We start from the raw sequence: 13,867 nt of genomic DNA, 5'->3' as shown, positions 1-13,867 counted from the left end.
GACCTAGATTCGGCCCCATGGTTGCCAGCTTCGTTTACAGCGCGGTGCGAACGCCGTTCGGCCGGTACGGTGGGGCGCTCGCCGAGATCCGGCCCGACGATCTCGCGGCCGCCGCCATCACAGGTGTGCTGGGCAAGGCACCCGACCTCGATCCCTCCGCGATCGACGACGTGGTCTGGGGCAATGCCAACGGCGCGGGTGAGGACAACCGCAATGTCGGCCGGATGGCCGTCCTGCTGGCAGGGCTGCCGACGACGGTCCCTGCCACGACGGTCAACCGGCTGTGCGGCTCGTCGCTCGACGCGGCGATCATCGGGTCTCGCGCCGTGGAGAGCGGTGACGCCGACATCGTGCTGACGGGCGGTGTGGAGTCGATGACGCGGGCGCCGTGGGTGCTGCCCAAGCCGTCCCGCGCGTTTCCCGCAGGCAACACGACCGCTGTGTCGACCACCTTGGGTTGGCGGCTGGTCAATGAGCGCATGCCCAAGGAGTGGACGGTCTCCCTGGGGGAGGCCAACGAACAACTGGCCGAGCGTTTCACCATTCCAAGGGAACGACAGGACGAGTTCGCCGCCCGCTCCCACGCCCTCGCCGACAGCGCCTGGAACGCCGGTTTCTACGACGACCTGGTGATACCCGTCGTAGCGGACGGTGCGCCCGTCCTCACCCGTGACGAGGGCATTCGGCCCGGCTCCACTCCGCAGAAGCTGGCCGGCCTCAAGCCGTCCTTCCGTTCCGACGGCTCCATCACCGCGGGCAACGCGTCACCGCTCAACGACGGTGCGGGCAGCGTGCTGATCGGCTCCGAGGCGGCCTCGTCCCGTATCGGTCTCGAACCACTGGCCAGGATCGCCGGTCGTGGGGTGTCGGCGCTCGACCCGCACATGTTCGGATTCGCGCCCGTCGAGGCGGCCGAGCGCGCCCTCGGGCGGGCCGGCATCTCCTGGTCGGACGTGTCGGCGGTCGAGCTCAACGAAGCCTTCGCCGTTCAGGCGCTGGCCTGCGTGGACGCATGGAAGATCGATCCTGCCATCGTGAACACCAAGGGCGGTGCGATCGCGCTCGGTCACCCGCTCGGTGCCTCCGGCAGCCGGATCCTGGGCACGTTGGCGGCGCGTCTGCGCGAGTCGGGGACGCGGTGGGGAGTCGCCGCGATCTGCATCGGTGTCGGGCAGGCGCTGGCCGTGGTCCTGGAGAGTGTGGCATGAGCGTTCAGGTGTGTGTCGATCCCGATGAGGCCGTCGCCGGGATCGAGGACGGCTCGACCGTACTGGTCGGTGGATTCGGTATGGCAGGCATGCCGGTCGACCTGATCGACGCGCTCATCCGGCAGGGAGCGGGCGAGCTGACCGTGGTGTCGAACAATGCCGGAAACGGCGACACCGGCCTGGCGGCGCTGCTGGCCACCGGGCGCGTGCGCAGGATCGTGTGCTCGTTCCCGCGCCAGTCCGACTCGTGGGTCTTCGACCGGCTCTACCGTGAGGGACGCATCGAGCTCGAGGTCGTTCCGCAGGGCACGCTCGCCGAGCGGCTGCGCGCGGCCGGGGCCGGCATCGGAGCGTTCTACTCGCCGACGGGGGTCGGCACTCTGCTCGCCGAGGGCAAGGAGACCAGGGACATAGCGGGCCGCACGTACGTCCTGGAGCACCCGATCAAGGGCGACGTCGCTCTGATCGGCGCCCACCGGGCCGATCGGATGGGCAACCTCGTCTACCGCAAGACCGCCCGCAACTTCGGGCCGGTCATGGCCACGTCGGCGACCACCGTCGTGGCCCAGGTGCGCGAGATCGTCGAGGTGGGCGAACTCGACCCGGAGTCCGTGGTGACCCCGAGCATCTACGTCGACCGCGTCGTACAGGTGGTGTCCGCAGCATGAACCCGACGACCCCTCAGGTATCACCGGTGTCGCTCCCTCAGACATCACCGGTATCGCTGGTGGAGAACCTCGACCGAGGGCCGCTCACCAAGGACGAGACAGCCGCGCGGGTGGCGCGCGACATCGCGCACGGTTCCTACGTCAACCTGGGCATCGGCCAACCGACCCTCGTCGCCGACCACCTTCCCGACGGGTCGGGAGTGGTCCTGCACACCGAGAACGGCATGCTGAACATGGGACCGGCGGCCAAGGAGGGGGAGGCCGACCCGGACCTCACCAACGCCGGGAAGATCCCGGTCGAGGAACTGCCGGGAGCGGCCTACTTCCACCACGCCGACTCCTTCGCCATGATGCGTGGCGGGCACCTCGACTACTGCGTGCTGGGTGCGTACCAGGTGTCGACGGCGGGCGACCTCGCCAACTGGCACACCGGTGCTCCCGACGCCATCCCGGCCGTCGGGGGTGCGATGGATCTGGCGATCGGCGCCAAGCGGGTGTTCGTGATGATGACCCTGTTCACCAAGGACGGCGCGCCCAAGCTGGTCCCGAGGTGCACTTACCCCCTCACCGGCCTCGGGTGTGTCGACCGCCTCTACACGGACTTCGCGACCTTCCAGCTCGGTGCCGGCGGAGCGATCGTGCTGGAGACCTTCGGCATCACGTACGACGACCTCGCCCAGCGCATCGAGGGCCCTCTGTCACGACCGGAAACCATCTGAAGTCCGCCCGGGAAGCATCTTCCCCCTCCTAGGCTTCTCGCCCCTCCTACGCTTCCCGCACCTTCTACGCTGCCCGCCCCTTCCCCTTCCGCACCTGCCGCACTTCCCGCTCCTACGCCAGGCGCAACGGCTCGTTCTCCGGGCCGTACGGCGTGGTGATCACTTCGAGCGAGTGGCCGTACTCCACGAAGCGATCGGCACGTGGTGTAGGAGATGGCTCGTCGCCCCGGCGCGAAGACGTCTGCTGCCTCATCCGGGCCGGCAAGGGGTGCTGACGACGCTCAGTTCCTCACGTGCCAACACCCCGTTTCCGGCCAACACCCCTTGTTCCGGAGGCGGCTGAGCCGCGGCGCCGTCCTCCGTGAACGGGAATCCCCGTGGGGAAACGTGGGCATACATGGGCCCGCACCGTCATCCCCCACATGAGGAGTGCGAAGCCCCGTGAACGCGATGCCTCCCACAGCCGCGCCTGCCCCCTCAGCCCCCGGCGGCCTGCCCCTGATCGGCCACGCCCACCGCCTCGCCCGCTCCCCCCTGCCCTTCATCACCTCCCTGCGCCGGCACGGCAGCGTCGTCCGCATCCGCATCGGCACCACCCCCGCCTACGTCATCACCGAACCCGCCCTCACCCGCCGCGTCCTCGTCACCGACGCCGCGAACTTCACCAAGGGCGGCACGATCATCGACGCACTCCGTGTGTTCTTCGGCGACGGACTCGCCACCGTCGCCGACGGCGACACCCACCTGCGCCACCGCCGCCTCATGCAGCCCATGTTCAACAAGGCCCACATCGCCACCCGTGGCTCCGCCATGATCGACCAGGTCCAGGCGCTGGTCCGCGCATGGCCGGAAGGCCAACCCCGCGACGTCTACGCCGACATGAACGACATCACGCTCGCCGCGTTCCTCGTCGCCCTCTTCGGAACCGACCTCCCCGCCCACCTCCAGCACGACTTCACCGCCCTCATGCCCGCCATCATGAAAGGAACGATTCGCCAGACCGTCCTGCCCGCCTGGCTCACCCGCCTGCCCCTGCCGGCCAACCGCGCACACGCCGATCGCGTCGCCCGACTGCGCTCCCTCATCGACCAGGCCATCGACCACCGCTCGGCCCCCACCACACCCGCCACTCCCCCCACAGCAGCCGCGTGCCCCCACACATCAGCGGCCGCTCCCGACGGCCTGTTCACCACCCTGCTCACCGCCGAGACACCGCTCAGCCGCCAGCAGCTTCAGGACGAGGCCATCACACTCCTGACCGGCGCGATAGAGACCACCGGCACCACCCTGGCCTGGACCCTCTACGAAATCAGCCGGCACCCCGACATCGAACAACGGCTACGCACCGAAATCGCGGCTGTCCGCCCCGATCGCGGCCTGCACCACGACGACCTCGACCGCATGCCCTACACACGCCAGGTCCTCCAAGAAGCCATCCGCAAATACGGACCGGCCTGGATGGTCACCCGAACCGCCGCCCGCGACTACACCCTCGACGGCCACCACATCCCCGAGGGCGCCGACGTCATCTGGAGTCCCTACCTCCACCAGCACGACCCCCGCCACTACCCCGACCCGGACACCTTCGACCCGGACCGCTGGAACCCCCAACATCCGCCCTCCACACGCGAAGCCTTCTACGCCTTCGGCGACGGACGCCGCAAATGCATCGGTGAAAACTTCGCCTGGACCGAACTCCAGATCATCCTCACCACCATCCTCCAGAACTGGAACCACCTCCAGCTCACCTCGCGCCCACCACGCCCCCAGGCAGTCGTCACCGTCAAACCCGACACCCTGACCATGACGTACCACCACGCAAAGGATGCGTCTGCCTAACTCCCTCTCAACATCGCCCAATTGGACCGGCCACTGGCGTGTCGATCAGGATGCGCCGACGGAGGCGATTCTTGGTCGGTGGGCCAAGGTCTCGATCCGGCCGAACTGGCGGACCTGGTGGATACGGTGAGCAACTCCGCCTCCCCGAAGGCGGGACGATCAAGTCCTATGTCTGGCCGGCCCGTCTGCGAGATCTCTATCCGTCGCGAGCCTCTAGGACAGTGAGTGGCCTAGCGGGTGTCTAGCGTCAGCACCGCACATTGAGGCACTCACACCCGGAGGCCCGAGAATCCACCCTCGGCTGACGAACCCTGAACTCATCTGGCCGGCGGTCGCATAGGCCCTGCTCGGCTTCAGCTCCGCGGCTCACTGGCGTTCTCGTATCCACCGCAGCGATCCAGGTACGTCTACGGGTCGATGGAGGCGGCATGGCGTCGGGTCTCCGTGAGGTGGAGGTTGATGTACCTGGTGAGGGTCAGCGCGTCCTGTGCTTGTCGACCTGGAAGGTTACGCGGCGCAGCAGGCTGACCCCGTCGAGCGCGACGCCCTCACGGGCGAGGACGAAGACGAGGGTGAGGAAGGCGGACCGGGTGTTGCCGTCGGCGAAGGTCAGGGCTCCCGCCTCCGGGTGCTCCCCCACTCGCCACCGGTACACCGACCACGGCCACGGATACCCCTCCGCGGGTTCCCCGTCCCCCAACGGTCACAGGCAGGTGAGGCGCGAGCCGGGGCAGCCATGTCCGCTCCGTCAACACGTCGTTGGCCCCGTCCCGCACGAGCGGCAGCCGTACGGCCATGTCGTCGCCCAGCCGGTACATGGCGTTGACCGTCCCACCGGACCGAACCCGCTCTACCGCCGGCCCCGCCCACCGCGGGAACTGCCCGGATATCAGCCGCCGCACAAGCCCGACCTGCACGGGTACATGCCGGGATGCATCTGCCCTGGACCACTCATGACACGTCATCCGACCGCCGGCACCGGCAGGCGTCAACCGCGTTTCCGGCGGCACCGCTGCCCCGCGCCGCCCGTCCCACGAGCGTCGTTGTCAGTGGTCACCGGTACGTTCGTCTGTGTCGCGGTGATCGGCCGCGACACATCCCCCGTGCTGCGCCGATTCGGCGTGCGCAGCCATGCGCGGCGAAGGAGACGGTGCGTTGTCGGACTGGGAGAAAACGAGCACGGCCCGGGTGGTGCCACCGGCGCGGCCACGCAAGCTCGCCAAGGTCCCCTTCGTCGAACTGGCCGACGGACGCCTCCAGGGTGTGGTCTCCAGCGGCTCGGACATCGAGCGTGTGTACGTCTCGTCGGTCGCGTCCGGCACGTACGCCTTCGCGTGCAGCACCAACAACAACCGTCCCTGCGGCGGCGCCCGCGGCTCGTTCTGCAACCACATCCGCGCCCTGATCACCGAGGCGGTGCTCCAGTACGGCGCCGACCGCGTCGCCCGGTATCTGCGCGCCGAGCCTGTCGACGGCGGCACGGACGCCGCGACCCTCACCGCGGCCATGACCGGCACCCGCCCGCCACAGGCCGACGGCAAGACACTCGCCGCACCCGTCTTCACCAGGTTCCTGCGCCACCTCGCCTACCTCGAACTCGCCCCGGTCACCACACCGTTGCCGGAGATGCAGTGGTTCCCGCCGACCCGGGCGGTGGAGTCAGCGGCGTCCCCGGCCGAGGGCACCGTGGGCGCGGGAGAGCGCGCGGGGCTGCTGACCGCACCCGTGGACGGCCTGGACGAGGCCCTGGCGGCGGTCGACGCCTTCGACCGGGCCCTTGTGTCGGGTCTGCTGCGTCCTCGTCCCGACCGCGCCGCGGACCTGCTGGAACTGGCGCGCGCCACAGGCGGCAGCCCACTGGCCGCCGGGGTTGCCGAGGCGGTCGAGAAGGCCGCGGCCGGTGCCGCCGGGGAGGAGCACTTCGTCGCCCTCGCCGCCGCCCGCACCGCCCTCCTGGGCGCCGCCCACGACGCGCTCGCCTCCCGGATCGACGAGTCCACCGGCCGTACCCGCGGCGAGCCGGAGTCCGCGGCCGCCGGCGACCGGCAGACCGTCAATCTGCTGGCGGCGGCCCGGACCTGGCTCGCCGACCTGGCGCGTGCCGGCTGGCAGGGCATCGACCACGAACTGGTCGGCGGAGCGGCCCCGATCGTCTCGGCGCTTCTCCCCCGGCCCGAACTGCGCCGCCTGGCCACGCTGCTCGACGGGTTCGCCGCCGAACTCGCCGCTTCCTGCCCGGGTGCGGCCCTCGCCCGGATCCCGGCCCGCCGCTGGGGCGACCTGTGGTCCCGCGCCCTGCTGCTGACCTGCCCCGGCGCCGCCGAACCCGCCGCGCTCGCCCCGGTCTCCGGCCGGCTGCTGCCGCTCGGCGTCGACCTGCACGAACACGCGACGGCCGCACAGGCCCAGGTGCACGGCGTGTTCGAGCCCGCCGACGGCAGTGCGCCCCGGCTGGTCCGCGCGAGCGTCTGCGTGCCGAAGCCCGACACCGTCGTCGCGGCCGGTGTCTGGCAGTTGCTGCGTCCGCACCTCTCGCTCCTCGCGGCGCTCGGCGAGGGCCGGTCCATGCACCTCGACGCGATGCCCCTCACCGACGAGGGCGACCTGCTCTGGGACGACGAGCTCGCCCGTCCCGGCGACCCCGCCGACGCCCTCGCCACCGCCCGTGTCGCCCTGCCCACGGCCACCACACCGCCCGTCGCCCCACTGAACCGCCACCCCGTGCGCATCGCCGAGCCGGTGTTCCTGGAGGGCTACGGCACCCACCAGGACGGCGACACCCTCACCTTCACGATCGCCGGACAGCCGCTCCCGGTCGACACCGACCGCATCCCGGTCGCCGGCCCGCTCACGCCCGAGGCGGTCGCCGCCTCCGGCGCCTGTGTCGCCCTGCTCCGTTGGGACGACGGGGTGTTCCGGGTGCAGCCGCTCGCCGTCGAGACGACGGTGCGCAAGAAGCCCGTCGTCCTCCACGCGGGCGCGTGGGCCGGAGGTACCACCGACAAGGCCGGCGTCAAGGCGGAGAAGGCGGCCACCGACGCCGTCACCGTCCTGCGGGAGCGGGCGGGAAGGCTGCTGCGGAAATGAGCGAACACCTCGTGGAAGCCCTGCCCGACGACAACCGCCGACAGGTGCTGTACTGGCGGCTCCTCGCGCGTCTCTTCGACCCCGAGGAGCAGCCCTCGCTGGAACTGGCCAGCCTCGCCGTCGTCGAGGACATGGGTCTGCCGGCCGCGCTGCTGGACCCGCAGGCCTCGGTCGACTCGATCGTGCAGCGCCATCCGGAGCTGGCGGCGGAGTTCGACGGGCTGATGGTCACCGGGACGGAAACCTCGGCCACGGAAGGCGGGCTGTTGGCCACCGAGACGGAACCCTCGGCCACGGAAGGCAGGCTGATGGTCACCGAGGCGGAGGCCCCGGCCGCGGAAGGCAGGCTGATGGTCACCGAGACAGAGCCCTCGGCCGCGGAAGGCACCCCGAGCGCCGATCCCGCCGAACAGCCGGACGCTCCTGAGCCCGCTCGTGCCGGAGCCGCCGAGGTGCGGCGTGCCGCGCTCGTCTCCAAGGTGCTGCTCAACGTCTTCGCCACCGGCAGCGGACCCGTCGGTGCCGAGCAGTTGTCCCGCTGGCAGTCCGACGCCGGGTGGCTGGAGCGCGCCCTCGGCTGCGCCCCGGGCGACCTGCGCGGCGGCCGGGCGCCGGGCGGCCCCCGCGGCGTCAGCCCGACCGGCACGGGTGGCAACGGCCGGACACCGGACCTCAGCAGGCTGATCCCGGCGATCGGCCCCGAACTGGGCGCCCTGGAGGCCGACCTCGTCAAGCGCATGCAGCTGCGCGAGGTGCTCGCCGATCCGCAGCTCGCGGCCCGGCTCACCCCGAGCATGTCGCTCGTCGAGCAGCTCCTGCGCGACAAGAACAACCTCTCCGGCGTGGCACTCGCCAACGCCAAGGCCCTGATCCGCCGTTTCGTCGACGAGGTCGCCGAGGTGCTGCGCACCCAGGTGGAGAAGGCCACGGTCGGCGAGGTCGACCGTTCCGTCCCGCCCAAGCGGGTCTTCCGCAACCTCGACCTCGACCGCACCATCTGGAAGAACCTCACCAACTACAGCCCCGAAGAGGAACGCCTCTACGTCGACCGCCTCTACTACCGGCACACCGCCCGCAAGACGACCCCGCAGCGGCTCATCGTCGTGGTGGACCAGTCGGGCTCGATGGTCGACTCCATGGTCAACTGCACCATCCTGGCGTCGATCTTCGCCGGGCTGCCGAAGGTCGACGTCCACCTGATCGCGTACGACACCCAGGCGCTCGACCTCACCCCCTGGGTGCACGACCCCTTCGAGACGCTGCTGCGCACCAACCTCGGCGGCGGCACCGACGGCACGGTCGCCATGACCCTGGCCCAACCGAAGGTCGCCGAGCCGCGCAACACCGTCGTGGTGTGGATATCCGACTTCTACGAGTGGCGCAGCCAGCCCCTGTTCGACAGCATGGCGGCCCTCCACCGGTCCGGGGTGAAGTTCATCCCCGTCGGCTCGGTGACCAGCTCCGGGCGCGGCAGCGTCAACCCGTGGTTCCGGGAGCGCTTCAAGGACCAGGGCACCCCGGTCCTCTCCGGCCACATCCGCAAACTCGTCCAGGAACTCAAGACGTTCCTCGGCTGATACGCCCCCCGCTTCTGCTGACACATCCCCGGCTCCCGCCGATACGCCCCCGGCATCTTCCGAGAAAGGCCCTGACATGTCCGACCTGTTGCGCGCTCCCGCCGAGATCAAGTACGCCGAGGAGCTGGACTGGCTCGAATCGATCGACGACAACCCCAAGCCGTTCTCCTGGCGGCTGTCGCCGAAGATGATCCGTCTGTTCATCCTGGGCTCCGAGCGCGCCGACGGACTGGACCGTGAGGTCGCCCAGAAGTGGTTCGGCGACCGCAGCTTCGTCGAGCGGTCCATCGTCACCCTCGCCTCCGACCGCGGTCTGCTGCTGATCGGCGACCCCGGTACCGGCAAGAGCTGGCTCGCGGAGCTGCTCGCCGCCGCGATCTGCCGTACGTCCACCCAGGTCGTGCAGGGCACGGCAGGCACCACCGAGGACCACATCAAGTACTCGTGGAACGTGTCCATGGTGATCGCCAAGGGCCAGTCCAGGGAGTCGATGATCCCCTCGCCGATCATGACCGCGATGGAGACCGGGACGATCGGCCGCTTCGAGGAGCTGACCCGCTCGACCAGCGACGTCCAGGACGCGCTCATCTCGATCCTCTCCGAGAAGTACATCTCCGTCCCCGAACTCGACGGCGCGGGCGGCGACAACATCGTCTTCGCCAAGCCCGGCTTCTCCGTCATCGCCACCGCCAACAGCCGCGACCGGGGCGTCAACGACCTCTCCTCCGCGCTCAAGCGCCGCTTCAACTTCGTCCGCATCCCGGTCATCACGAACAAGAAGAGCGAGGCGGAGATCGTCCGCTTCCGCACCGAGGAACTGCTGCGCCGCCACCAGATCGAGCTCGACGTCCCGCCGACCCTGCTGGACGTGCTGCTCCAGAGCTTCGCCGACCTGCGCGCCTCCTCCGCCGCGGCCGGCAGCGACGACGAGAAGCTGGAGTCCGCACTGTCCACAGCCGAGCAGATCGGCGTCCTGGAGGACGCCATCCTGCACAGCAACTTCTTCGGCGTTCGCACCCTGACCGCCCGCACCCTCGCCTCCTCCCTCGTCGGCTCGCTGACCCGTCGCGAACCGGAGGACCTGGCGATCCTCAACAAGTACCTGCACGGTGTCGTCGAACCGCGCAGCAAGGACGAGGGCGGCTCCTGGCCGGAGTTCCTCGAGGGCGGCCGCGACGCGATCGCGACCCTGTCGTGAGCGGCGGCTTCGAGGCCCTGCGCGGCCAACTGCACGAGGCGGCAACGGCGTTCGCCGACGGACCGGACGCCCTGGAAGGCATCCTGCGGGGCATCGTCGACGACGTGGAGCGCGCCGTGGGTGAGCCGCTGGAGATCTTCCCGGTGTGCCACCACTCACCGGCCTCCGCGATCGCCATGGCCCGCCGGCTGCGCGAGAAGCAGCCCAAGGTGGTGTACCTGGAGCTGTGCGAGGACATGGCCCCGCTCCTCACCGAGCTGCGCAACTGCCGGCTGCCGGTGGCGGTCCAGGCGTTCGCGAGCGAGGTCGAGGGCTTCCCCGCCGACTGGAGCCCGCTGTCGGTGGTCGCCCCGGTCACCGAGGCGTCCGCCGAGTACCAGGCCATCGCCTACGCCCTCGACACCCCCGGCGTCGAACTCGTCCTCGTCGACCGCTCCTCCGACCACGTCTTCCAGTGGGAGACCCGGCGTGAGGACCAGCGGGCGCAGGGGCCGGATACCGGCGAAACCGACTCCGACGCGCCGGCGGCGGAGACGGAGAGCGCCCTGCACGGAGACGCCGTCGGTGTGGAGATCGGCGACCTGCGCCCGCGCTTCGCCGAACTGGAGGAGCACCTGCTGCGCCACGGCCGGGTACGGCACTGGTCGGAGTGGTGGCACCAGTACGTCGAACTGCCCCTCGGCGACAGCGACCACGACACCTACCGCCAGGTGATGCTGCTCATCGGCAGCCTCCTGCGCCGCCTCGCCCCGGGCGACGAGCGGCGGGTCAGGGTGGACGAGGACCGCGAGCGGTACATGTGGACCCGGATGCGTGAACACCTCGCCGCCACCGGCACCGACCCCGCCGACTGCCTCTACGTCTGCGGCGCCTTCCACGCGGCCAGCCGCGTCGAGGAGTTCGGCGTGCACGGCAGCGACACGTTCACCATCAGCCCGCCGAGCGGCACCACTTGGCGGCACGGTCTGATCCCGTCCAGCCACGCGGCCATCGAGGCGCAGTTCGCCCTGGCGCCCGGTTCGGTCTCCATCGCCGCGACCGAGTGGCAGAAGAACCTCAAGCGCACCCGCGTCAAGCCGTACCGGCTCGCCGGGCAGGCGGGCACGAAAAAGCCCGCGAAGGCCGTACAGCCCGTCCGCGCCCTGCCCGCCCCCGAGGCACCGGCCGCCGACCGGCTCACCGGCTTCCTCCAGCGCCCGCCCGTCCTCGACCGGCTCGACGAGGCGGAACTGCTCGGCTGGTCCGTGGACATCGTGCGCGCCGCCCGGCGCAACGGTTATCTCGCGTCCACCGCCGACGCCATCTCCGTGTTCGAGACGTCGATCCTGCTGGCCGGCATGCGCGACCGCGCCAAGCCGACGCCGTACGACTTCCAGGACGCGGCCGTCACCTGCATCGAGAAGGACCGTGTCCCGGGTCGTCGGGACGTCCGCAGGCTGGTCGAGATCATGATGGGCGGCGACCGTGTCGGCCAGGTCGGCTACGACGCGCTGCCGCCGCTGGCCCGCGACGTCCACGACCGGCTCGAACCCCTCGGCCTGCGGCTCCAGCAGCGCGGGGTGCAGCGGGCCCTGCTCGACATGGCATCCCGGCCCGAGCTGGAGCGCTGCTCCGACGTCCTGTGGATGCTGCGCCGGCTGATGCCCCACGGTGCCGCCCGGCCCGTCATGGGCGACCGGCGGCTCGGCGAACGCCCCATCCAGGAGTCCTGGGACCTGGCCCTGGGCACCCACCAGCGCACCCTGATCGAACTCGGCTACGAGGGCGTCAGCATCGAGCAGGTGCTGGAGCAACGGCTCCGGCGCACCGCGTACGCGCCGCAGGCCACCGCGGCCACCGTCCTCGAAGCCGTCGAGGACGCGATCCTCTACCTGCACAGCGGGCGCCTCGCCGACGAACTGGGCACCCACGCCCTTGAGGTCCTGGCGCGCGAACGCAGCGTCGACGGAGCGCCGGAGGTCCTGCGCCGCATCCGCCGACTGCTCACCCACTACCGCACCACCGAGCCCGTGCTGCCATCGTGGATCGAGTCGTTCGTCAAGGCGGGTTACGCCCATTACTGCACGCTGCTGCCGACGGCGTTCACCGACGACGACGCGACCGTCCGGCAGGTCGCGGCCATGCTGGGCTTCCTGTTCACCATGGAGGGACTCGCCCTCTCGCTCGGCTGCGACCGCACCCAGCTGGAACTGGCCCTGGCCCAGTCCCACCCGGTCGAGCCCGCCCGGACCGCCCTGCTGTGGGCGGCCGGGACGCACCTGGGCACCCTGTCCCGGGCCGCGCTGCGCGAGCGCTGCGACGAACTGCTCGGCAACCCGCTGGTGGTGCCCGCCTACCCGCGCTACCTCAGCGGGTTCGTGCACGCCCTGGAACCGGTGCCGGGCCTCGCCGACTTCGTCGTCGAGGCGGTGTCGAACGCCTTCGCCCGGCTGCCCGACCCGGTCCTGCTGCCATGGCTGCCGACCCTGATCACCACGCTGCGCGCGAGCGGTACCGAGCTGGCGCCCCTCCTCATCCGTGAGGCCGGCCGGGTCTTCCCCGCCCGGCTCGCTGAACTGGACAGCTGGGTGCCTCCGTGGCAACTCCCGCAGCGGACTTCGGGCCCGGTCCCGAAGTCGGCGGCGGAACCGGTCGGCGGCGCGGCGCTGCTGGCCGCCCACCCCGCGACCTGCGACACGCTGGCCGACCTGCTGGGCTACGACGGCACTTGGGACAGCGCGGCGCCCACCGAGTCGGGAGCGGCGCTCCTCACCCGGCACCCGCACACCGCACGGGCGCTCCAGGAGCTGCTGGACGTGGGCTGACCGGCAGCGCCGCCATCGGCCGCCGAGGTGACCCGCTCGACGGTCGCGGGCGCCTCCCGGGATCACGGGCGGTCAGGGCGCGTGATCGGTCAGGCTGGCTCGGTGGCCGGTCGAGGGTGCCCGGAAATGCTTTGCGGCGGCACAATCCGGGGCCCAGACTGTGCCGGTGCTGATCCGACGTGAAACGCCTGCCGATGTCTCCGCCGTGCACGCCGTCACCGCGGCGGCCTTCGCCAAGCCGCGGACTCCGGTTCCGGCGGAGGCGACCCTCCTCGACGAGCTGCGCGCCTGCGACGCCTGGCTGCCGGAGTTGTCGCTCGTGGCCCTCGGCGACGAGGGCCAGGTGGTGGGCCACGTGCTCTGCACCCGGGGCCACGTCGGAACCGCCCCCGTCCTCGGCCTCGGCCCGCTCAGCGTTCACCCCGACCACCAGCGTCGCGGCGTCGGCCTCGCCCTCGTCCACACGGTGCTCGGCGCGGCGGACGCCCTGGGCGAGCCACTGGTCGCCCTGCTGGGCAGTCCCGCGTACTACGGCCGCTATGGCTTCCGCACCAGCACGGAGTACGGCATCACCGCACCCGACCCCTCCTGGGGACAGTACTTCCAGGTCCGCACCCTGACCGCCCACACCCCCTCGCTGCGGGGTGTCTTCACGTACGCGGAGCCGTTCGAACGGGTCTGACACGGGTACGGCGGTCAGAGCGAGCCTGAGGTCAAGACAGGCGGATGTTGTCGTACCTGGTGTTCGCCTTCCCGTTGGCGTACAC

9 protein-coding genes and 2 pseudogenes are annotated in these 13,867 nt (G+C 70.8%); 10 read left to right on the top strand and 1 reads right to left on the bottom strand.

Annotated features, from left to right (window positions below):
* Window positions 1-17 precede the first annotated feature (17 nt).
* The 4 genes from AB0F77_RS27425 (at window position 18) to AB0F77_RS27410 (ending at window position 4,434) form a co-directional block, all read left to right on the top strand.
* Window positions 18-1,208 (top strand): thiolase family protein, encoded by a 1,191-nt coding sequence (locus AB0F77_RS27425; RefSeq protein WP_361954255.1) that lies wholly within the window; start codon window positions 18-20, stop codon window positions 1,206-1,208.
* Complete coding sequence (locus tag AB0F77_RS27420) at window positions 1,205-1,876, top strand: 3-oxoacid CoA-transferase subunit A (protein ID WP_361954098.1); 672 nt, start codon at window positions 1,205-1,207, stop codon at window positions 1,874-1,876. The genes AB0F77_RS27425 and AB0F77_RS27420 overlap by 4 nt, the downstream gene beginning before the upstream one ends.
* 26 nt (window positions 1,877-1,902) lie before the next feature.
* Window positions 1,903-2,595, top strand: a complete 693-nt coding sequence (locus AB0F77_RS27415; protein ID WP_361954095.1) for a 3-oxoacid CoA-transferase subunit B — start codon at window positions 1,903-1,905, stop codon at window positions 2,593-2,595.
* A gap of 450 nt (window positions 2,596-3,045) precedes the next feature.
* Window positions 3,046-4,434: a cytochrome P450 gene (locus AB0F77_RS27410; RefSeq protein WP_361954253.1), complete on the top strand. Its 1,389-nt coding sequence runs from the start codon at window positions 3,046-3,048 to the stop codon at window positions 4,432-4,434.
* 610 nt (window positions 4,435-5,044) lie between these two features.
* On the opposite strand, the pseudogene AB0F77_RS27405 reads toward AB0F77_RS27410, so the two are convergent.
* Window positions 5,045-5,371 (bottom strand): annotated as a pseudogene (locus AB0F77_RS27405) (phosphotransferase); the annotation flags it as partial.
* Between the two features lie 194 nt (window positions 5,372-5,565).
* Here AB0F77_RS27405 and AB0F77_RS27400 point away from each other — a divergent pair.
* The 6 genes and pseudogenes from AB0F77_RS27400 to AB0F77_RS27375 all read left to right on the top strand — a co-directional run.
* Window positions 5,566-6,090: pseudogene (locus AB0F77_RS27400) on the top strand (hypothetical protein); the annotation flags it as partial.
* A gap of 30 nt (window positions 6,091-6,120) precedes the next feature.
* The gene (locus tag AB0F77_RS27395; RefSeq protein WP_361954251.1) at window positions 6,121-7,521 is read left to right on the top strand and encodes a hypothetical protein; all 1,401 of its coding nucleotides are present in this window, start codon (window positions 6,121-6,123) and stop codon (window positions 7,519-7,521) included.
* On the top strand, window positions 7,518-9,098 hold the full coding sequence (locus tag AB0F77_RS27390) for a VWA domain-containing protein (RefSeq protein ID WP_361954092.1): 1,581 nt from the start codon (window positions 7,518-7,520) through the stop codon (window positions 9,096-9,098). Before AB0F77_RS27395 ends, AB0F77_RS27390 begins: the two co-directional genes overlap by 4 nt.
* 76 nt (window positions 9,099-9,174) lie before the next feature.
* Window positions 9,175-10,296 carry an AAA family ATPase gene (locus tag AB0F77_RS27385; RefSeq protein ID WP_361954089.1) on the top strand — a complete coding sequence of 374 codons (1,122 nt, stop codon included), beginning with the start codon at window positions 9,175-9,177 and terminating at the stop codon, window positions 10,294-10,296.
* On the top strand, window positions 10,293-13,100 hold the full coding sequence (locus AB0F77_RS27380; protein ID WP_361954086.1) for a hypothetical protein: 2,808 nt from the start codon (window positions 10,293-10,295) through the stop codon (window positions 13,098-13,100). The genes AB0F77_RS27385 and AB0F77_RS27380 overlap by 4 nt, the downstream gene beginning before the upstream one ends.
* Window positions 13,101-13,266: 166 nt before the next feature.
* The gene (locus AB0F77_RS27375) at window positions 13,267-13,782 is read left to right on the top strand and encodes an N-acetyltransferase (RefSeq protein ID WP_361954083.1); all 516 of its coding nucleotides are present in this window, start codon (window positions 13,267-13,269) and stop codon (window positions 13,780-13,782) included.
* The last annotated feature ends 85 nt before the right edge of the window (window positions 13,783-13,867 follow it).

It is taken from the genome of Streptomyces sp. NPDC026672 (genome assembly GCF_040638185.1).
Lineage (GTDB): Bacteria > Actinomycetota > Actinomycetes > Streptomycetales > Streptomycetaceae > Streptomyces.
The sequence above is the reverse complement of the archived record's forward strand: the minus strand, read 5'-3'. Positions and strand labels throughout refer to the sequence as shown.

Coding starts and splice junctions, on each gene's coding strand:
- AB0F77_RS27385 (WP_361954089.1), top strand. CDS start 9,175: ATGTCCGACCTGTTGCGCGCTCCCGCCGAGATCAAGTACGCCGAGGAG.
- AB0F77_RS27390 (WP_361954092.1), top strand. CDS start 7,518: ATGAGCGAACACCTCGTGGAAGCCCTGCCCGACGACAACCGCCGACAG.
- AB0F77_RS27420 (WP_361954098.1), top strand. CDS start 1,205: ATGAGCGTTCAGGTGTGTGTCGATCCCGATGAGGCCGTCGCCGGGATC.
- AB0F77_RS27425 (WP_361954255.1), top strand. CDS start 18: ATGGTTGCCAGCTTCGTTTACAGCGCGGTGCGAACGCCGTTCGGCCGG.
- AB0F77_RS27410 (WP_361954253.1), top strand. CDS start 3,046: ATGCCTCCCACAGCCGCGCCTGCCCCCTCAGCCCCCGGCGGCCTGCCC.